The sequence below is a fragment of the Candidatus Bathyarchaeota archaeon genome, assembly GCA_026014745.1.
Lineage (GTDB): Archaea > Thermoproteota > Bathyarchaeia > Bathyarchaeales > Bathycorpusculaceae > Bathycorpusculum.
On record JAOZHS010000002.1, the window covers coordinates 216,777 to 234,555 of the forward strand.

Sequence of the window (17,779 nt, forward strand, 5' to 3'; positions counted from 1 at the left end):
GAAAGGTAGAGAAGTAGGTGGGGGATTTTTTAAGCCCCGTGGGTAAGCACTTGTCGTTCTTCTGCCTTGTTTTCTAGAATGTTTTTGAGCGCATCGTAGACTTCGGTTGTGGTCATGGGTCGTCCCGTGTATTTGAGGATGTAGTGGCTGGGTTTTATGCAGGTTTGTTCCGTTATGACGCCACCGAGTTGCGCGGTCCAGTTGTCTTCGATGTCGATGACGCGTTTTTTGTTTCGGAGGGCTTCTTTTAGGTAGGCAGAGGGAAGCGGATGAATCATCCGAACCTGTATGAAACCTAAGCTGTAGCCTTCAGTTTTGAGTTGATTGATGGCTTCGATGATGGCGCCTTTGGGTGCACCCCAGCTGACGATGATGTTTTCCGCGTGGGGGTCGCCGAACACTTTTACTTTCAAATCCAGCGGCACTTCCTTATCGATTAACGCCAGCTTGTTGAGACGTTTATCCATCATTTTTCGGCGTATGAACGGCTCCTCGTTAATGTTGCCCATCTCGTTGTGTTCGTCACCGGTGTACCATTGAACCGCGTTTTTTGTCCCCAGAAACGCTCTGGGAGAAACACCGTTTTCGATGAATTGAAAACGTTTGTACTGTTTGCCTTCAAGGTCTTTTTCTGTGACTATTTTGCCGCGGTCTATGGTTACTTTGCGGTAATCGAACTCAGGGTAAGTTTGTGAAGCGTTAGCTGTGCCTTTATCTATTAAGTGAACAACGGGCACTTGATATCTTTCAGCTAAATTGAAAACTTCTGCCGCATCAAAGAAACATTCCTCTATATCACCAGAGGCAAGCAATATTCGGGCAAATTCGCCGTGTGCCGCATGCATCGCAAAACGGAGGTCCTGTTGACTGTGATGTGTGGGCTGCCCTGTAGCTGGTCCACCCCGCTGATAAAGGGTGACTACTACGGGGACTTCGTTGTTACCTGCCCAACCTAAGCCTTCAGCCATCAAAGAAAAACCGGGACCTGAAGTGCTGGTCGCCGCCCGCGCGCCTGTTAAACATGCGCCTGAAGCTGAATTTATAGCTGCTAACTCGTCCTCTGTCTGTAGCACGATGATGGCTTCTTGGGTGTTGTTGCGGGTTTTGAGGATTTCGTGGGCTTCTAAATATTCGCTTTCGTCCGATGCGGGCGTTATGGGGTAGTAGCATTGGACTCTGCAGCCGCCAAGAACTTTGCCCATCGCGACGGCTTGGTTTCCCGATAAAAAGATACGGGGCTCCGTGATGGGCTGTTTTTCAAGTTTGTATTTGAAGTTGTTTACGTCGAAGTTCTGTTCCGCGTAGGTGTAGGCTTGGTTTACTGCTACGATGTTCATTTCGGCGATTTTCTCGTGGAAGGTGGCGCGTATGGCGTCTTCGACGAGTTTTCGGTCATACTTTAGTAACGCAAAAGATACGCCGATGGTTAAGACATTAATCATTTTTTGTAGCGTGCTGAGTTTTTCTATGTGGAGTTTCTCGCCTATGTCTTTTAGCAAGTTAGTGTAGGGAACAGGATAGACGTTGATGTTTTGTTTCTTTGCATAAGTTAAGAAGTCGCTAATCGTTTCGCCGATACCATTGAGCTGCATAAACTCTCGGACATGGGTTTTGTATTCTTCGCTAAAAGTAGCAATACCAGCTAAAACGTTGACATCTAAGTCGCGTGAATCAACGATTACGCCGCCTTCACTCACAACGTCGCCGATGTGTCGCACAACGGTCTCTGCGTCAAACGCCGCCAACAAATCCACATCGCTTATGTTAGCTAATGTGGGGGTTTTGGAGACACGTTGATGGAAGTAGCTGTGCATGGTTTTGATGTTGGAGTGGTATTCTCTGCGTCCATAGACGTATAATCCGCCGTATCCGCAGGCTCTGCCAAATATGGTGGAAGCTGTGTCAACGCCGCTTCCTTGTGGTCCACCGGCCATCCAGTTTATGCTTTCAATTGCCATGTCGCATTTTCCGCCCTGAAAATCTGTGGTTGAGACGTTTATCCTCCGCCAGATGCTTTATCGGTGCCTACACAGCAGGTACAGGATGCGGTTTCGCCGCAGTAGGGGCACACACATTTGCAGTCGTCGATAAAGTTTCCGCAGTTGATGCAACGAGGCTGATCTTGTTTACTCATCCTCTTCGCCTCTGCCCACATAACCTTGTATTACCTTAAGGTTTTAAGGTTTCGGAAAAAAGCAATAATCCACAAAACTGTCGTATGAGCAGTTTCTTGTTTGATTGAGCTCCAGGGAAAAAAGCAGAGCTGACAGATACACAAAACAGAATTTGAAAAAACCCTCATTTTTCGAATAGAAAAATAAAAACGGCGTTTAAGCCAAAAAGACCTCGATTTTTTTTCTTAGTTACTTTTTGGGGCAAAACAGGCCTTTTTGTTCCATAGCCTAATATAGTCCCGTAAACCTTTTTCTTAGTTTGTGGGAATTCTTTAGAGGAAGAGTCTTAGAAAAAACAGTCGCTTTTTCTCCAATTTATTCTAAACGGTGGTTATTTGAGGTTATAGAATTTGGGTAAACGAAAAATAACAAATGAGGGCAGCTTGGAAAGCATGATTCTGCCTACTTCTAATGATGTTTTGGGTATAGCAGTAAAAATGTTAGGTGCAGACAGAATTATGGTGAAATGCCAAGATGGCAAAGAACGTCTATGCAGAGTCAGAGGCAAACTTAAAAGGCGCGTCTGGATACGCGACGGCGATATCGTTTTGGTTTCTCCGTGGGATTTTCAAAGTGACAGTAGAGGCGACATATTTTGGCGTTATAGGAAAAATCAGTGTGACTGGCTTAGAAGCCACAGCTACCTGACCATGTAGGAGGATACGCTCGATTATTATAAAGTGCACTGAATGTGGGAATAAGTTCACAAAAGAAACCCCATCTGATGGAGAAGTTGGAGAAGTGGTATGTTGCCCAATCTGTGAAGCTCAATACAAAGTAATAGTTACTGATGGGAAATTGCGTTTAGAAGAGTCGATATGGGACGAAAATGACCGTGGAGAACTCTGAAAATAAAAGTTAGGTGAAAAAATGAGTGAAAATAAGATAAATTTCATAATAGCGGTACGTGGCTATAAAAACGTGAAAAAACAAACAAACGGTAAATTCACGGACTTTTCGGCTGCAGATCAATTGAACCAAAAAGTGCTCATGCGGATTATTGAGCCTCAAGGAAATGAACTGATAGGCGTCACTGAGGTCAAAACCTTATCAGTTTTCATGAAACTCGAAAGCTATGCTTCCGCGGTTCTATTTGGCAGAAAATTCACAGAAGATGCTATTACAGAAATGAGCGAGCATAACATTCAGTATGTTTCTGAAGACTACCTGCCACCATTCGACACTAAACAATTATACTTAGCAATTATGGACTACATCAACATTCAATGCGACAAAAGATGCGGAAGAACCTTACATGCAATATCTGAATGCGAAGAAAAAAATAAGGACTTCTGCAAAATAAAAAACCTTGCCAAAAGCGCAAAAGAACATTTTAAAGATGGAACAGTTGGATTACTGAAAAACGACTTAAAAATGGCTTTGGCGCTGAGTCGCTAAAGATTTTAAAAACAAAAGTGGAATCAAATTATGTCTGAACAAAACATAGAATGGCCTGAAATCGGCGACTTAGTTATCGCAACCATCAAAACAGTGATGGACTACGGCGTGTATGCTAACCTTGATGAATATAACAAGAAGGGTTTTCTTCACATCTCAGAGATTTCAAGCGCCCGTATACGAAACATCCGAGATTTTGTCCGTGAAAACCAAAAAATGGTCTTAAAAGTTCTTCGAGTAGACTTAGAAAAAGGTCACATAGACTTATCGTTGAGGCGAGTCACCAAACGGGAACGTATCGAAAAAGTCAAGTCGTGGAAAAAAGGGAAAAAAGGAGACGCATTACTCTACGTAGTTGGTGAACGGGCGGGTTTATCAAAGGAGGAAATACAGCAGAAAGTCGGCGCTATTCTGGAAGAAAAAATCGGCATCTATGAAGGCTTCGAGAATGCCGTAAAAGAAGGCCCTGATAGTCTGGTCAAATATGGAATCCCTGAAGATTTGGCAAAGGTTATCGCGCAAGTTGCAGATGAACGCATTAAAATTAAATCAGTCAAATTAAGAGGCGTCTTGGAGGTGCGGTGCATGCAGCCCAACGGCGTCAGATGCATCCAAGAAGCATTCCGTAATGCAAAAAAAACTAACTCTTCAAAAAATTCTAAAATCGAGTTCGCAGTCATAGCTGCACCAAAATATCGCGTTGAAGTTTCTGCCGATAACTGGAAAGCCGCAGAAGCACTTCTTAAGAAAGTAGCTGACAGTGTGGTTGAAAACATCACAAGCTTAGGCGGACATGGCGACTTTAAGGCAGAGAAATAAACGGGGAATAATGTCGGAATACGCTGCAAACGTTTAAGTGAAGGGAAATGAGTATTGCTCGGGTTAATTCCACCGCTATTTTTCATAGCTTAAAATTAACAGGATCAACATGTAAATGCCTCAAGATATTGTAACAGAAGTAATATGTACTGACTGCGGAAAATCTACAAAAGTTCCCTTTAAACCAACAGCGGGTAAACCCGTCTATTGCCAAGAATGTTTAATTAAACACAGACCCCCCAGACGTCCCGACCCAAAAAATAACCGTGGACCAACAAAACCACAGGTTATGGAAAACGAAAAACAAGCCTGGTCCCGACGCCGCGGTAACTGGAAATAACAACGCGGCAACCATTTTAAACAACTTTTCATTTTCTTTGTAACATCAAACGCATGTTTTGGTAATGCTTAAATCGTGTCGAGCCTTCCCGTTGTTGGATGATTTAGCATGCGTTACTGTCACAAGTGTGGAGCCCCTCTAGAGGAGGAGGCACGTTTCTGCCCAAAGTGCGGCACACCAGTCGCCGCTGGCTATGTTGCAGTTCCACCTCCACCCCCGCCAGTTGCACCAAAGCCGCCTGCTCGCGCATCATCCCCTGAATCACCAACCCGCAACGACACACCCATAATCATAGCCGCCGTATGCGTTATCATGATTGTTGTGGCGGTGGTTGCAATTGCTGTGTACCTTGCCACACAGTTCACATTTGATTTTTCTTCGTCTAATCCTAACAATTACAATCAGCTTGGCTTCTTTGGCAGGCTCCAAGATACGCAGGCAGCTATCGGCGGGTTAATGACTGCTTTGAAGCTACCCATTTGAGTTGGGGCTAGTTAGCCCTAAATGTTTAAAGCTTGAGGTGAGGATTTTAGTTTGAGGTATGGTGAATTTTTTGGGAGAACAAAAAATATCGCGTAAACAGCTTGAAGAAAATAATGGCAAGGGCGGTAAGCCTGCCTACGTTGCTTATCAGGGTAAGGTTTATGATGTTACGGACAGTCCGTTTTGGGTAGATGGCGCTCATATGGGTATGCATGATGCGGGCAGAGATTTGACTGAGGATTTGGAGATGGCGCCGCATCAAGCAGACAACTTGACACGTGTCAAGTACGTGGGAGAGTTAGAATAAACAACCCAAAACCAAATCCACACGCAACAACCCATCCAACACCCTTTTTACAGCAACCCCACTCAAAGAACCCCGCAGCTCAAAAATTCTGCCAAGATTCTTCGTGAGACTATCGAAGGCGCCCCGCACATCCAAATCATCACTCATACATTTCTCAAAATCAGCAAACAACCCAGCCACCAAATCCTCCGCATCCCGCGTACCCGTCGCAGAGACGCTCTGCAACTCCGCAATCAACCTCCGAACAACTCTTAGCTTCTCGCTCGTCTCCGCAAGTCGCTCAAAGGTAAAGTTCAGTTTCTCTCGATAAGGACCATAAATTAGGAAAAACCGTATCTCTGCGCCGCTGTAGCCCTTCGCGGTGAGGTCGCGTGGGTAGTAGACGTTGCCCTTGCTCTTGGACATTTTTTCGCCATCCACAAGCAGATGACCGCCATGCAGCCAAAACCGCGAAAACTGCTTCCCAGAGGCAGCTTCAGCGATGGCTATAGTGTAGTCATGGTGACGAACCAAATTATCGATGCCGCCGCATGCAAGGTCGATGCTAAAGCCCAAGTGCTGCGTGATTATGGCGGCGTCTTGGATGTTCCATGCGGGACGCCCTCTGCCAATGGGTGTGTCGTAGCAGACGTCTCTGGTTTGGCAGCCATGCCACAGCACGAAGTCACCCATGTTCCAGGGGGTGCCGGGGTAAGTGTCCTTGTGAAAACGCCGATGCCTCTTAGGCCATTTTGACATGTCCAGATGCGCCAACTTACCAAACCCCTTAAACTTAAAAGGCTCGAAGTAGGCGTTTTTGGCGCCCCGATAAGTGTACCAGTAGGCATAGCCGCCGCGGACAAGCAGGTTAATGAGGGCTACAGCTTGGTCTACCGCGTTGGATGCTTTGATGGGGTAGGTGGGGCATTTGATTTTTAGCAACTCAAAATCCGAAAAGAGCACCGAGAGGTTTCGGTCTGTTAAGGCGTCGAGGGGGAGGTTTTCTTTTTTTGCCTGCGCCACCGCCTTATCCTCCACATCGGTTAAGGTCATGACGCGGGTGACTTGGTAGCCCAGATATTCTAAGTACCGTTGGAGGATGTCTTCGTAGAGGAAGGTGCGGTAGTTGCCTATGTGGGCATGTTGATAGGTGGAGGGGCCGCAGCTCGCCATTTTCACGTGGCGGTTGTCGATGGGGTGGAAGGTTTCTTTTTGTCGGGTTAGGGTGTTGTATAGTTGCAGCTTGTCGCCGACGTTTAGGGCCAAAAAATCACCTATCCTAAACTGTTGGGTAGGCTATTATGGGTTTCTAAGCCTACGCAGAGTTCATAAGAAACAAAAACATACCAGACAAGGCGAAACCAATGGAAAAAACCCTCAACCTCTCAGGCGCCAAATGCCCCGCCCTCGTCTTTAATGCCCCCGGAGTTCCCATAGTCTTCTTCCACGGATTATCCTACAACACCGACATCTGGCAACAAATCGGCATAGCCGAAGCCCTAATGGAAAAACGCATCCCCTTCCTCGCACTTGACATGCCGTATGGAATAAAAAGCCGATGCCAACCCAAAAGCCGCGACCCCCAAAAAAACATCGACTTCGCCCACGAAGCACTCAAAACTGCCCTTGGCGATGTGGCACCTGTTGTGGTGGGCGCAAGCATCGGGGGCAACATGGCGCTCCGATATGCGGTGCAGTATCCTGTGAAGGGGTTGTTGCTGGTTGCGCCTGCCCGCTCGTTAGAGCCAGACTTGGCGGCGTCTTATGGCAAATTCAAGTTTCCCTCTACCATCATCTGGGGCACCGAAGACACCATTATCCCCAGCGAGGACATGAGGGTTTTAGCCGATAAACTCCCCAACTCAAAACTCATAATCTACAACGGCTGTGGTCACTCCGCCTACAAGGAACAGCCCGACAGATTCAGACATGACCTGCTTGAATTGTATGCCCACGCCGAAACATAGCGGTTAGGCGGGTTTAGCGGTGACCACGTAATGGAAGGGTCCTGCTGCCTTGACGGATTCAACCCTAAACCCTGCCGCCGTGATTAGCTCTGTGGCTTTTTCTTTGCTGAAACGAATGGCTTCGGGCGGACCAAAAGGCATCTGCTGTTTTTCCCAATCCAAATCAATCAACTGCCCCGTTGGCTTAATCATTTCACGCGCGTTTTTTAGCACCTGTGCGGCGTCGTTGAAGTCGTGAAGGTCCATACTGTAAAAGACTACATCTATGCAGCCTTTGCAGAATACTGTGTCTTCGGCGCGTCCTGCCTTGGCAACTATGTTGGTTAAGCCTTGCTCGGCGGCTTTAGCGCGTAGTTTCTTTACGCCTTGGGGGTCAACGTCAACTGCGTAGATTTTGCCGTTTGCGCCGACTTTTTTGGCTGCTAGAATGCTAAAGTAGCCGTCTCCGCAGCCGATGTCTGCAAAGGTCATGCCAGCTTGTAGGTCTTGGATGATGGCGTCTGGGTTGTACCAGGCGCGTCTTTTTGCTTCGTCGAGGCTAAATCCGCCGTGACATACCATAAAGTCACATACCTAAATCATTTGGCTGGAGCAGTTCGCGGATTTGCTGCTCATGCGTCTGTCTTGTGGTTAGGGGGTAGATTTCGCGGTCGCAGTCAAAGAACAGGGGGTCTTGACCGATGACGCGTGAGAGTTGCTCGTCTGTTTCAGCGTTCACGATGAGCATGCTGCCCTGTTGACCAATGAGGTGATAGTAAAGCTCCAATGTTTTGTTCTGTGTTAATTGTTCAAAATATTTGAATTGCATCGGAAGCATCTTTGCCCACTTCTCCAGCGGTACTTCACGTTTAACTTTTTGGATGATTAAAAACTTCATGGTTATCCCATCTTGTGTGTTGTTTAACTTGTGTAAAAAGTCTTTCTTATATAGCGCTTGCTTGCTAAGTTTTCGGGAAATTTTTTTTGTGCTTGAAATATACATTGGTAGTGAATAACACATTTATAGAGTATTAATTCTTGTAAAAGGGAATAGCTAATAGCAGGGTGACGAGAATGCCAAATCATGTTCTGGGAGAAAAAACTGGCGACAAAAAGGGTCTTCCAATGATTAGGTGCCACTGTGGAAAAGAAATTCTAGTAGTCCCCGACGTAAAATTGATGAGTGAAGCCATCGACGCGCATGCAGAAGAACATAAAAAAAGAATAAAAGACCCCAAACAAGCCGAAGAAGAAGCTGAACACATCCGCGACGAGTTAATAGCGCAATTGTTCGATAAAGCATCTGAATAACAAAAAAGAGAAAACGGGCAAAACTGCCGCAAATTTATTGTTTGTTTTCGTTGCCCCGTTTCATAAGTTCGGGAAGTCGACTTGACGCTTTAGACATCGCATCTTTCACGACCTCCATCAACTCCTCGTTGACCTCTAACTCCATCGTTACTTTTAGGCGACCTTTCTTTTCTCCTTCAGTCATGGAACCACCTCCTTAATCCGCTTAATTGATTAGGAAAAATGTTACCTAACAAATGCATAGCCTGCCTGCCCGTCAAATCTAAATCGATAATTACACGATAATGATATTTGCCTAAACGTTTGGTGTGTGTTTTGTAGTCGCCGATTATGTTGCCTTCTTTGTATCGATGCAGCTGCTGATTCACAAGAACGGTGATTGCGGTTGGGGCTAAGGGTTCAAAGACAAAAGCAACCCTAAGCAACACTTTAGTAACACTGCTGATGAGTGATTCGGAAACGGATTCTTTTTGAGTCATATTTGCGCCCCAGTTGAGGTTTTGATGCAGAAGTGTCGTTCAGGCTTTGAGGGACAAGAACTGGATTATATATTGTGGTGGGGATTTTTTTAAGTTTGTGTGCCTTTAACTATACAATAACAAGGGAGCAAGCAATGAGCATTGAACAGTTAAATCTACAAATCAATGAATGCAAAAAATGCCGCCTCTACCAAACCGCCAAGCACGCTGTCCCCGGTGAAGGACCCCTAAACGCCCAAGTCATGGTGATAGGGCAAAACCCCGGCGCCGAAGAAGACGAGCAGGGTCGCCCTTTTGTGGGACGTGCAGGCAAATACTTAACCAAAACCCTCGCCGAATACGGCATAAACCGCCAAGACCTATACATAACCAACATCGTCAAACACACTTCGCCCCAGAACCGTAAACCCTACCCTGACGAAGTCGAAGCCTGCCTACCCTACCTGACCCAGCAAATCCAAACCATAAAACCAAAAATAATCGTGCTCCTCGGCGCTTCAGCCAAGGAAACTCCCCGAGTCGAAGGTATAGAATACTTTGAAATTGTGCATCCCTCGGCAGCCATGCGCTTTACAAAGATGCGTGAAAAATTCAGGGGACAAATCGCTGAGTTAGCAGGGCGCCTCAAACAAAACTAATGGGAGCTCCCTACCGCTTAGATTGTGTTTGTTCAGAGGCTTTTTCTTTTAAAAAGCTTGATAGCCACTATAGGCGTTGCAACGACCAATGGCAGGATGCTCAAGATGGGAAATTCTGGAACCGTCGGGGTTGGAGTAGCTGAGGCGGTTATTGAAAAGGTGATAGAAGCGGAATTCTTTATTGTAAAAGTATAGTATTGCAATATGCCGTTTCCGCTGTAAGTACCTGTTGCTACTGCATAAATTGTTATTTTGTGGGTACCTGCAGGGATGTCCGTTAAATTTAATGCTTTGGAAATATCATGGAAGTTAGGAATCATAGATTTCTCATCATAAGCAAATACACTGACGTTTTTAGCTAACCAATCTGCTTGTAGCCAACAGTATTTTATCATGGTATGAGGTGCACTTTTTGATTCTCCGTCGGTGACTGTAAAATTGAGGCAGACGTTAGAGTTGCCATAGGTCTTATTTTGGGGGCTAAATATTGTGATACACGGAGGGCTTGTATCGGCGTCTGGGGGAACTTCACCAAGCCAGACAGGGTTTGCAGTTGCAGAGCCGACAAAACAAACGCAAACAAGCATTAAAACCGCAAATATTATTGTCTTCATTTTTACCCAGTTTAGCCAATAGGGTAAAGTTGTAAATTTTTGTTATATAATTTACTTAGATAGTGACGGTTCTCTGAGTATAATAGATTGAAAGAGTTTAGTTTTCAGTCGGCGGCTACACTTGTTGTTTTGTTTTCAATATTTCTTTTAACCTCAGAATCAATTTCGCTGCGCTACAGTAAATTATATAACGAAATCACATCAACAGTGCCTCAGGGATAAACGCTTGAATAAGAACGCCATGGTCGTAGCTGTGGTCTTAACTTGTGCTATCGTCGCTTCTGCCTCAGCAGTGCTTGTCCTCTATGACCCATTTGCGGGTGTTTTTGCCTCTGACCAGTCGTCTAGGGTATTTGACGCTGACTTGACTTATGTCTCTACAGGTCTAACAAACGCTACTGGAGAAGGACATGACCACTTTGGCTGGGGCATACAAACCTATCCAACAACATACTACCCCGTCAACGCCATACTCACCTTAACTTATCGAGGCAACCCCGAAAACCAACCCTACGACATAATCGCCGAGGGCTACTTGGTGAACCTTACTGCTAACACGGGCGCCAAGGTTTCAGTTACGGGTTGGTTAGGCACCAACTACAATGTCTCCTGCCACTCACCCCCAATTCCGCCTCTAAATTCACCATGGGGACACTTTTCAAGTATGTATTGCAGATTCAACATGTCAACTACCGATGAATACTACCTAAGAGCAACAAACGGGGGGACATTTTCAAGCATAAATGGCACTTTAGGCCTTTGGAGCAATGGGGCACCCAACACTGTGACGGTGACTGTTCAACGAGTTGGCTGGCTTATCGTCCAAGGAAACCAAAGCGAATACGTCATCAACCCAGCCGCGAATGAAATCATACAGCAAATACAGCTTGAAAAGATGGGCGACGAATTCGGTTTTGGCACTTACCCCGCTGGAAAAGTGTATTAGCAAGGCAACTGGCTTGTGCCCTCTGGACAAGTTCGCTATTTGGCTGTTTTTTGTTTGGCTTTAAAATGTGGGGCATTCCGCATGTGTGTGCTTGCACAAACAAACAGTGTAGCAAAAGATTAGGGGTGAGTTATCCCCATGTCATCCATGAACCTAATGATTTTCTTATATTCCGCAAGATATTCTCTTCCCTTCTCAGTCAAATTAGGGGATGTTTCATTATCAATTAATCCCAGATGGTTTAGATCAGAGAGGTAACTTTTGAAGCGATCAAAGGGAACATTGAGTTTTAAGGAAATGGTTGTTAAGGGAAATTTATTTTTTCTATATTCAACGCTGTTGAGGATAGATAAGAGATCGTTGTAGATTTTTAGTGTGTCTCTACGAGCGGTCTTCCTCATGGGGGGTTCTCCGTTTTCGCTGGGCGGATGAAATTCTTGGTTACAACATATAGAAAAACTGCAAAGGCCAAAAAGCGAAATACTAAGCCTCCAACAAAGGCTAAACCATACGCGTAATTCTGGTCTACCATCCGAATCAGTTGCGAATATTCGCTAATTAACAAAAAGAAAAAGCCTAAGGGAATCCAAAAGGTCATCGGAACGGTCTTATCAAGTTGGCTTCGCAGTATGTGGATGCAGATATAGGCGAGACAGAATAGACTAAGAACCCTAAGGAAGATACTGAAACTTACTGGAACCAGCAAATTAAGCGCAGGAGCAACAAACAAAACCAAGCATACAAGGGTAAAACTTAAAATTGTTACACTAAGGGTTGCGCTCCAAATTAATTGGCTATCTTTGGAAGGCTTATTTGAGAAGTAATAGGTCAGGGCAATAAAGACAAACGCAAACGCCCTAATGGTAACGGAAAGGCCATTTAGCTGAGTAATGGGGTAGATGATTTGTGAGGCTAAAATAATTTCGGAGACGCCAAGAAAGAAAAAGCCCAAAGGTAAACCCAGATAACGGGTTTCTTTTGTTAATTTGTAGGGTTTTATCATGTAGTACAGTAGAATAAAATAAATTATGACCGAAACAATCTCGACTATGAAGCGTGGAATCTCATACATATAGCTTAAAACATTGATATGCTGACAATTTATCCTTATCTATCGGCACAATTTTTGGGTTTGCAGCTGTTTTCCTGCGTTTGAAGCTGAGATTGACGCCTAATAGGAAGTGGATGCAGTGCCTAAGGGGGGTAGGTCAGTATTGGTGGAAAACAAGCTCATTAGCATGTTGAAATACAGTAGAAATCCCAGCTTACCTCTGCGCCCAGCACATTGAGAAGTCCACCAGTTTTAGGCGGTTATGAGTAGACTAAAATATTGAGTTGCCTTCTTTTATTGGTGGTTTTTATGTCGGCATCTGAGCTTGAAAGTGAATGGAACTTCCGAGTTTTCGACCAACGCCTAATCGTAATCCGAACCAAAAGCGAAGCGGCGCACAAAGCAGCAGCCCTAGACGTGAAAACTAATTTGCTGTTTGCCCTCGAAGTCACCAACGAAGTGCCTATCGATAAAGTTGCCTTAAACCACCCCTACATGGCGAACCTACGCGTGTACACGATAAAAAAAGTCGGCGAAGTAGACGACGAATTCATAGACTTCTTCAGAGCGCTTGACATAGACCAGTCAACAGAGGACTTTATCCGCGCGTACTGGATTTATCCGGGCAAAATCCGCTTTGAACTCGTAGACATCCAAGAACCCTGAGCTTAGAGACAGGTTATAGTTCCAGATACACCCGCCAAAGCGCCCGAAACCAACTCAACCACTAGCACAAATTCAAACCAAATACCTAAAAAGGAAAGGGTTTATCGGAGGACCATGTTGACGAATTTTTCGGGATTAAACAATTCGAGGTCCTTGTAGGTTTGACCCACCCCGATGAAGAGAATCGGCTTCTGCGTCACGAACGTAACGCTCAACGCGGAGCCGCCTTTAACGTCGGCGTCTACCTTGGTGAGGATGGTTGCGTCAATGCCAACGGCTTTGTTGAATTCCTCCGCCTGCATCACCGCATCATTACCGATAAGCGAATCCACAGTGAATATTGTTAGGTCGGGTTTTACAACGCGTTTGACTTTGATAAGTTCGTTCATGAGGTTCTGGTTAGTCTGCATACGCCCAGCCGTATCAATCAAGACAAGGTTGATGCCGTGCGCTTTCGCATGGTTAACTGCATCGTACGCCACAGCCGCGGGGTCTCCGCCGTAGTTGCTCTTAATCACCCGAACGCCTAAGCGTCGACCGTGCTCTTCAAGCTGTTCAATGCTGCCCGCACGGTAGGTGTCTGCACCCGCCAAAACTACGGTATAGCGTTTGTCTTGGAAGTACTGGGCGACTTTGGCGATGGTGGTGGTTTTGCCGGTGCCGTTTATGCCGACAAACATTAAAACCAGCGGCTCCGACTTCGCACGCTTATCCGCGGCAAGCTGGAGCAAATCAATGCGTTTTTTGGTTAACATAACTTCGAGGAGAACTTGACGCAGGTTTTCGTCAACGAATTGTTTGCGGTCATCAAGCCGTTTTAGGGTGGTGCCAGTTAAACGTTTTTCGAGTTCATCACAGATTTTGTCTGCGACGGGAAAAGCCACGTCGTTTTCGGCTAGGCTCATTTTGAAGTCTGATAAAATTGGATTAAGATTGTCGGCTTTTAGCTCAGCCATGGTGACTTTGTTGACTAAGCCTTTAAAACCAGACTTGAGCTTCTCAAACACGACTACTGTTTCCCTTCTCTTGCTTGTGCAAGTAGGGCTTCAAGGCGGCCTCTGCCATTGTTTATGCGGTCAGCAACTTGGTGGAATTGCTGCTGGGCAGAAGTGAGGGTTTTTTCAAGTTCGTCGAGGCGTTCTTGGAGGGCTGCTTTGGCTTCTGGGAGAGTTTTCTCAATTGATACGCCAGAACCCATGCCGACGATGACTTTGTTTGTATCTGCGATTTTTGCTTTAACATAAGAGCTGCCACCGATGGGAACGAGCATTTCAGCGTTTTCCTGTTCTTTCTCGATACCTTCCAATGTTGCGGTTGCATAGGTTAAGTCGGTTATTGCGGCGTTAACCATGCCGATGCGTTGCTGGAGGGCATCTGCTGTTTGTTCTAAATAGCGCATTTCGACGCTGAGTCTGCGAAGTTCTTCTTCAGCTGGGGCTCTTTGTGCCAAACCGTTTACTCTCCGCTTAATAATCGTTTAAGGATTGGGTTTTCGACTTCTTCTGCGGTGACTTCTTGGACGCTTGTGATTTTGATTTGGAAACGTTTTACGCGGTGGCGACTGCCGATTTCAGCGTAGACTTTCTCTACAGCATGCTCGTTTTTGTCAGCTATGAGTTCTCTGACAAAGGGAGTTTTGAGTTCAGGTTTGGCGATTAAGCCAGTTACTTTGAAAGCTTTCATTTTTAATTCCTGCACAACATCCAATGCATTCCCAATTATAAACGTATTCACAAAAAAAGCGGCTCTATACCGTATTTTGTAAAATTTGGATTTTGGTTGGTTTCAGGTCGAGGACAGGAGCTACTCTCAAAGAGCCTACCCCTTTGATTATTTAAAGTATAAATAAGCTAAACGTTCGCTGGTTCTAAATGGGAGTTTGCAAGCCTCTAAAGAGTTGTTGCACGGTTTTGGTTTGAGCATTTTTCAGATTCACAGAAGTATAAAGGCTACCAAGGGCAAGTAGTATCATCAAACCCAAGGTTAGACCCCAAATGAAGGGTACCTCAAAACAAGCCACAAAGCCACTGCAATCAGCAACAGCGCTGCTATGGGTAGCTTTGATGGTTACGGTTTGCTTTGTGGGGATTATCGGTTTTGCTGTGGGCGCTGAGGACCAAACAGGCGAAGTAGCGACCCAATCGACGGGCTCTGCCGCGATAATTGAAGAGTTGGTAGCCACTGTTGCCGATAATGGTGGTTGGAATAGCAGTTTACAAACAATCTATGACGGCATAGCCTTAGGGCAAACCACAGTTAGCCAACTCCAAGCCGCCGTTGACTCCATAAACGTAACATCCACAAGCAGCGCAGAAAACGTGTTTTACTGGTATGTCCAGCTAAACAAACTTGGAGTACCAATCAACGAAACAACAATCAAAGCCGCATTAGATGCGGTTCAAATGCTTCCTGACGTCGGCGGCTTACCCTACAACTTCTACAACAGCAACACGCTAAAGGCTTCTTTTATAGTCTACAACCGACATGACTTATACGCCTATCAATGGGCAGACCAACTAAATTATCAAACCTCCAAATGGAATCTCACCCAAGCCTACGACGTCTTCAATAACAGCGTCACCGCCTATGGAAAACCGGTCCTCTGTGTCGGTGCTAATCAAGTCGGCTGGGGCATAAGTTACGGTCCCCGATACTATGACGAATGCGCAGAAACCATTGATATGTACGCGACTTTTTGGAAGCTGGGCATACCTGACGGGTTAGTTCAGGCTGAGCGCTGGTGGAATTGGGCAAATGCCCATCTTTGGGTCAACAGCACGGCAGGATACTTTTACAAGTATGGGCTAAGTTCGCAGCAATTTGAGTGCGAAGCAGGCGGGTTTGACCAGATTATTTGGAAACTCTACAACAGCAGCCCCCAACTCTCAAACACCACTAACCTGTTTATTGACATGAACACAAGAGCGCTAAGCCAAGGCTGGAGCAGCCCTCAATGGGGCAACTACGTGGTTAAGCATGCATCCAGCAATTCACAACTACGCCTACAAAACACAATAACCGCATGGGCGTCTCTGATTGGCTTCTACAGCAACCTGACTGCCCCTATGCAGAGTAAAGTTCAGGCGCTTCTAAACGGCACCGCAGGCTCTGCACCAGCATGGAACCTGACCCTTCAAAACAGACTCTACGATAACGCCACAGGAATGTTCAGAATGCAGTCAGACAAGGGGCTTAGCACGGAAGCCACAGCAAACGGCGCCGTCTTGTTGCTGTTGCTGTCTACTGTTCCAGTTACGGGTTCTTTAGCGGTACCCTTGCAAGATTATGTCTATGAAGATATCAACGGCATAATTGACGGAGGCTTAAGCAACATAAACATCGCTGAAAGGACAGTGACTGTTAGCGTTGCCTCGCCGGGAACGTTTCTGTCCATGTTTGGGACCAGCATCTTTGAGTATGAACTGGACAGTATCGGGGTATGGCAACTCACATTTGATAGCAACTGGAATACTCTTGTTTCCAAAACGTTGCTGTCAGAGTTACCTACCTCAAGAATGTATATTGGACTTACAGGTCAAACGGATTCCACCATTGCGCCCTTGCCCACGCCGACAGCTGAGCCAACCCCCACTCCTAGCCCATCCGCTGCGCCCCCAGCGATTATAGTTACCCCCACGGTGCCAAAAACAACATACACCCCCACTCCAACCACAACACCCAAATCAACCCCGACCCCAACCCCCACCCCTACCCCTGCTGAACCAACTACCACACCATCCACCGCACCAACCCAGAACCCTAAGCCTACATCCTCAAATCAGCCATTATTCAAAATTTCACAAATACCCCCCGTGATTATCTTAATTGTAATTTTACTGGCTGCCGTTGGAGCGTCTGCTGGGCTATTTTTCTTCCGCAAACACTCATAGAAAAAAGAAAAATTTGGTTATAGGGTTCCTAGGGCGTGTTCGATGATGAACATTTCAGGACCAGTAGTCATGGAGCCTGCCACTGCTGCTTTGCTATTGGCAAGTAAACCTGTCCCTACATAGGGGATACCGCAGTTTATTGTGCCTACATCGACGGGAACCTTAAAGACGTTTTCAAGGATTTTTTTCTCTTCTTCTTTAAGCAACGGATGTGCCAAGACTCCTTTGTTGGTTGCCACAGCAAGAGCACCCACATAGGGCAACGCGGCAATTTCAGTCGGTACTGCCTCTACGCCTAAAGCTTCAGAGATAAGTTTGATTTCATTTTCTTTGAAACGTGGATCCACAACTGCGCCTTTATCGTTTGCTAATACGAGGTTGCCATAGGCGGTTTTTTTGGTTTGCATTATGGTGATGTTGCCGTCGAAAACGGATTTTATATTTGCTATTTCTTCTTCACGAACCGAATTGGGGAGCAGCATACCGTGGGAGTTTGCGCAAGCTAACGCGCCAGACAAAACGGAACCGCTTATGTGGGTGTATGCAAGTTTAACTTGGAGCCAATCGGCGTATTCTTGGGCTTTCTCGCGTGGAACCATAACAGGAATTATCACTATGTTTTCGGTTGCTAATGCGTATACGCCTATGCTTGAGCTTCCAACTATGCTGGATAAGTAAACTGTCAAGAAACGTTGTCTCCTGAATTCTTTTAGCCTCGATGTTTGAGGCATTCTTCCT

Annotated in this window: 25 protein-coding genes and 1 pseudogene; 12 read left to right on the plus strand and 14 right to left on the minus strand. The window is 45.8% G+C overall.

Annotation, left to right across the window (positions count from 1 at the left end; all coding sequences use genetic code 11):
- Window positions 1-29 precede the first annotated feature (29 nt).
- Window positions 30-1,958 carry a 2-oxoacid:ferredoxin oxidoreductase subunit alpha gene (locus tag NWE92_07810; GenBank protein ID MCW4029536.1) on the minus strand — a complete coding sequence of 643 codons (1,929 nt, stop codon included), beginning with the start codon at window positions 1,956-1,958 and terminating at the stop codon, window positions 30-32.
- 38 nt (window positions 1,959-1,996) lie between these two features.
- Window positions 1,997-2,134 (minus strand): hypothetical protein, encoded by a 138-nt coding sequence (locus tag NWE92_07815; protein ID MCW4029537.1) that lies wholly within the window; start codon window positions 2,132-2,134, stop codon window positions 1,997-1,999.
- A 390-nt stretch (window positions 2,135-2,524) separates the two neighbouring features.
- On the opposite strand from NWE92_07815, the gene eif1A reads away from it, so the two are divergent.
- The 6 genes and pseudogenes from eif1A (at window position 2,525) to NWE92_07845 (ending at window position 5,521) form a co-directional block, all read left to right on the plus strand.
- Window positions 2,525-2,830 carry a translation initiation factor eIF-1A gene (gene eif1A, locus NWE92_07820; GenBank protein ID MCW4029538.1) on the plus strand — a complete coding sequence of 102 codons (306 nt, stop codon included), beginning with the start codon at window positions 2,525-2,527 and terminating at the stop codon, window positions 2,828-2,830.
- Between the two features lie 214 nt (window positions 2,831-3,044).
- Window positions 3,045-3,572, plus strand: coding sequence for a hypothetical protein (locus NWE92_07825; GenBank protein ID MCW4029539.1), 528 nt, complete (start codon window positions 3,045-3,047; stop codon window positions 3,570-3,572).
- Window positions 3,573-3,602: 30 nt separating this feature from the next.
- Window positions 3,603-4,391 (plus strand): translation initiation factor IF-2 subunit alpha, encoded by a 789-nt coding sequence (locus NWE92_07830; protein ID MCW4029540.1) that lies wholly within the window; start codon window positions 3,603-3,605, stop codon window positions 4,389-4,391.
- Window positions 4,392-4,506: 115 nt separating this feature from the next.
- Window positions 4,507-4,635, plus strand: a pseudogene (locus NWE92_07835) (hypothetical protein).
- A gap of 204 nt (window positions 4,636-4,839) precedes the next feature.
- Window positions 4,840-5,214 carry a zinc ribbon domain-containing protein gene (locus tag NWE92_07840; protein ID MCW4029541.1) on the plus strand — a complete coding sequence of 125 codons (375 nt, stop codon included), beginning with the start codon at window positions 4,840-4,842 and terminating at the stop codon, window positions 5,212-5,214.
- Window positions 5,215-5,284: 70 nt separating this feature from the next.
- The gene (locus tag NWE92_07845) at window positions 5,285-5,521 is read left to right on the plus strand and encodes a cytochrome B5 (GenBank protein MCW4029542.1); all 237 of its coding nucleotides are present in this window, start codon (window positions 5,285-5,287) and stop codon (window positions 5,519-5,521) included.
- On the opposite strand, the gene NWE92_07850 is transcribed toward NWE92_07845, so the two are convergent.
- Window positions 5,513-6,766, minus strand: a complete 1,254-nt coding sequence (locus NWE92_07850; GenBank protein ID MCW4029543.1) for a class I tRNA ligase family protein — start codon at window positions 6,764-6,766, stop codon at window positions 5,513-5,515. The genes NWE92_07845 and NWE92_07850 overlap by 9 nt on opposite strands.
- 98 nt (window positions 6,767-6,864) lie before the next feature.
- Between NWE92_07850 and NWE92_07855 the strand changes: the two genes are divergently transcribed.
- The gene (locus NWE92_07855; protein ID MCW4029544.1) at window positions 6,865-7,467 is read left to right on the plus strand and encodes an alpha/beta hydrolase; all 603 of its coding nucleotides are present in this window, start codon (window positions 6,865-6,867) and stop codon (window positions 7,465-7,467) included.
- 3 nt (window positions 7,468-7,470) lie between these two features.
- On the opposite strand, the gene NWE92_07860 is transcribed toward NWE92_07855, so the two are convergent.
- Both NWE92_07860 and NWE92_07865 read right to left on the minus strand, forming a co-directional pair.
- Window positions 7,471-8,028, minus strand: a complete 558-nt coding sequence (locus tag NWE92_07860) for a class I SAM-dependent methyltransferase (GenBank protein ID MCW4029545.1) — start codon at window positions 8,026-8,028, stop codon at window positions 7,471-7,473.
- A 4-nt stretch (window positions 8,029-8,032) separates the two neighbouring features.
- Entirely contained in the window at window positions 8,033-8,344 is a 312-nt protein-coding gene (locus NWE92_07865; protein MCW4029546.1) for a hypothetical protein, read from the minus strand.
- 176 nt (window positions 8,345-8,520) lie between these two features.
- Between NWE92_07865 and NWE92_07870 the strand changes: the two genes are divergently transcribed.
- Window positions 8,521-8,757, plus strand: coding sequence for a hypothetical protein (locus tag NWE92_07870; protein ID MCW4029547.1), 237 nt, complete (start codon window positions 8,521-8,523; stop codon window positions 8,755-8,757).
- A gap of 34 nt (window positions 8,758-8,791) precedes the next feature.
- Here the strand turns inward: NWE92_07870 and NWE92_07875 are convergent, their stop codons facing one another.
- A complete protein-coding gene (locus NWE92_07875; protein ID MCW4029548.1) occupies window positions 8,792-8,941 on the minus strand; it encodes a hypothetical protein in 150 nt (49 codons plus the stop codon).
- A complete protein-coding gene (locus NWE92_07880; GenBank protein MCW4029549.1) occupies window positions 8,934-9,236 on the minus strand; it encodes a hypothetical protein in 303 nt (100 codons plus the stop codon). The genes NWE92_07875 and NWE92_07880 overlap by 8 nt, the downstream gene beginning before the upstream one ends.
- A gap of 134 nt (window positions 9,237-9,370) precedes the next feature.
- Between NWE92_07880 and NWE92_07885 the strand changes: the two genes are divergently transcribed.
- The gene (locus NWE92_07885; protein ID MCW4029550.1) at window positions 9,371-9,874 is read left to right on the plus strand and encodes a uracil-DNA glycosylase; all 504 of its coding nucleotides are present in this window, start codon (window positions 9,371-9,373) and stop codon (window positions 9,872-9,874) included.
- 32 nt (window positions 9,875-9,906) lie between these two features.
- Here NWE92_07885 and NWE92_07890 read toward each other — a convergent pair whose 3' ends face one another.
- The gene (locus tag NWE92_07890; protein MCW4029551.1) at window positions 9,907-10,488 is read right to left on the minus strand and encodes a hypothetical protein; all 582 of its coding nucleotides are present in this window, start codon (window positions 10,486-10,488) and stop codon (window positions 9,907-9,909) included.
- A 226-nt stretch (window positions 10,489-10,714) separates the two neighbouring features.
- On the opposite strand from NWE92_07890, the gene NWE92_07895 reads away from it, so the two are divergent.
- Window positions 10,715-11,434 (plus strand): hypothetical protein, encoded by a 720-nt coding sequence (locus tag NWE92_07895; GenBank protein ID MCW4029552.1) that lies wholly within the window; start codon window positions 10,715-10,717, stop codon window positions 11,432-11,434.
- Window positions 11,435-11,553: 119 nt separating this feature from the next.
- Here NWE92_07895 and NWE92_07900 read toward each other — a convergent pair whose 3' ends face one another.
- Window positions 11,554-11,835 carry a winged helix-turn-helix domain-containing protein gene (locus NWE92_07900; GenBank protein ID MCW4029553.1) on the minus strand — a complete coding sequence of 94 codons (282 nt, stop codon included), beginning with the start codon at window positions 11,833-11,835 and terminating at the stop codon, window positions 11,554-11,556.
- On the minus strand, window positions 11,832-12,506 hold the full coding sequence (locus NWE92_07905; protein ID MCW4029554.1) for a hypothetical protein: 675 nt from the start codon (window positions 12,504-12,506) through the stop codon (window positions 11,832-11,834). The genes NWE92_07900 and NWE92_07905 overlap by 4 nt, the downstream gene beginning before the upstream one ends.
- Window positions 12,507-12,794: 288 nt before the next feature.
- Between NWE92_07905 and NWE92_07910 the strand changes: the two genes are divergently transcribed.
- Window positions 12,795-13,151, plus strand: coding sequence for a hypothetical protein (locus tag NWE92_07910; protein MCW4029555.1), 357 nt, complete (start codon window positions 12,795-12,797; stop codon window positions 13,149-13,151).
- A 101-nt stretch (window positions 13,152-13,252) separates the two neighbouring features.
- Here the strand turns inward: NWE92_07910 and ftsY are convergent, their stop codons facing one another.
- From ftsY to rpl18a, 3 genes are read right to left on the minus strand one after another with little or no spacing between them, the layout of a single operon-like run.
- Window positions 13,253-14,158: a signal recognition particle-docking protein FtsY gene (ftsY, locus tag NWE92_07915; protein MCW4029556.1), complete on the minus strand. Its 906-nt coding sequence runs from the start codon at window positions 14,156-14,158 to the stop codon at window positions 13,253-13,255.
- Window positions 14,159-14,160: 2 nt separating this feature from the next.
- On the minus strand, window positions 14,161-14,601 hold the full coding sequence (pfdA, locus tag NWE92_07920; protein MCW4029557.1) for a prefoldin subunit alpha: 441 nt from the start codon (window positions 14,599-14,601) through the stop codon (window positions 14,161-14,163).
- Between the two features lie 5 nt (window positions 14,602-14,606).
- On the minus strand, window positions 14,607-14,885 hold the full coding sequence (gene rpl18a, locus NWE92_07925; protein ID MCW4029558.1) for a 50S ribosomal protein L18Ae: 279 nt from the start codon (window positions 14,883-14,885) through the stop codon (window positions 14,607-14,609).
- A gap of 260 nt (window positions 14,886-15,145) precedes the next feature.
- Here rpl18a and NWE92_07930 point away from each other — a divergent pair, with 260 nt between their 5' ends.
- Entirely contained in the window at window positions 15,146-17,041 is a 1,896-nt protein-coding gene (locus NWE92_07930) for a hypothetical protein (protein ID MCW4029559.1), read from the plus strand.
- A 17-nt stretch (window positions 17,042-17,058) separates the two neighbouring features.
- On the opposite strand, the gene NWE92_07935 is transcribed toward NWE92_07930, so the two are convergent.
- Entirely contained in the window at window positions 17,059-17,772 is a 714-nt protein-coding gene (locus NWE92_07935) for a translation initiation factor IF-6 (protein MCW4029560.1), read from the minus strand.
- Between the last annotated feature and the right edge of the window lie 7 nt (window positions 17,773-17,779).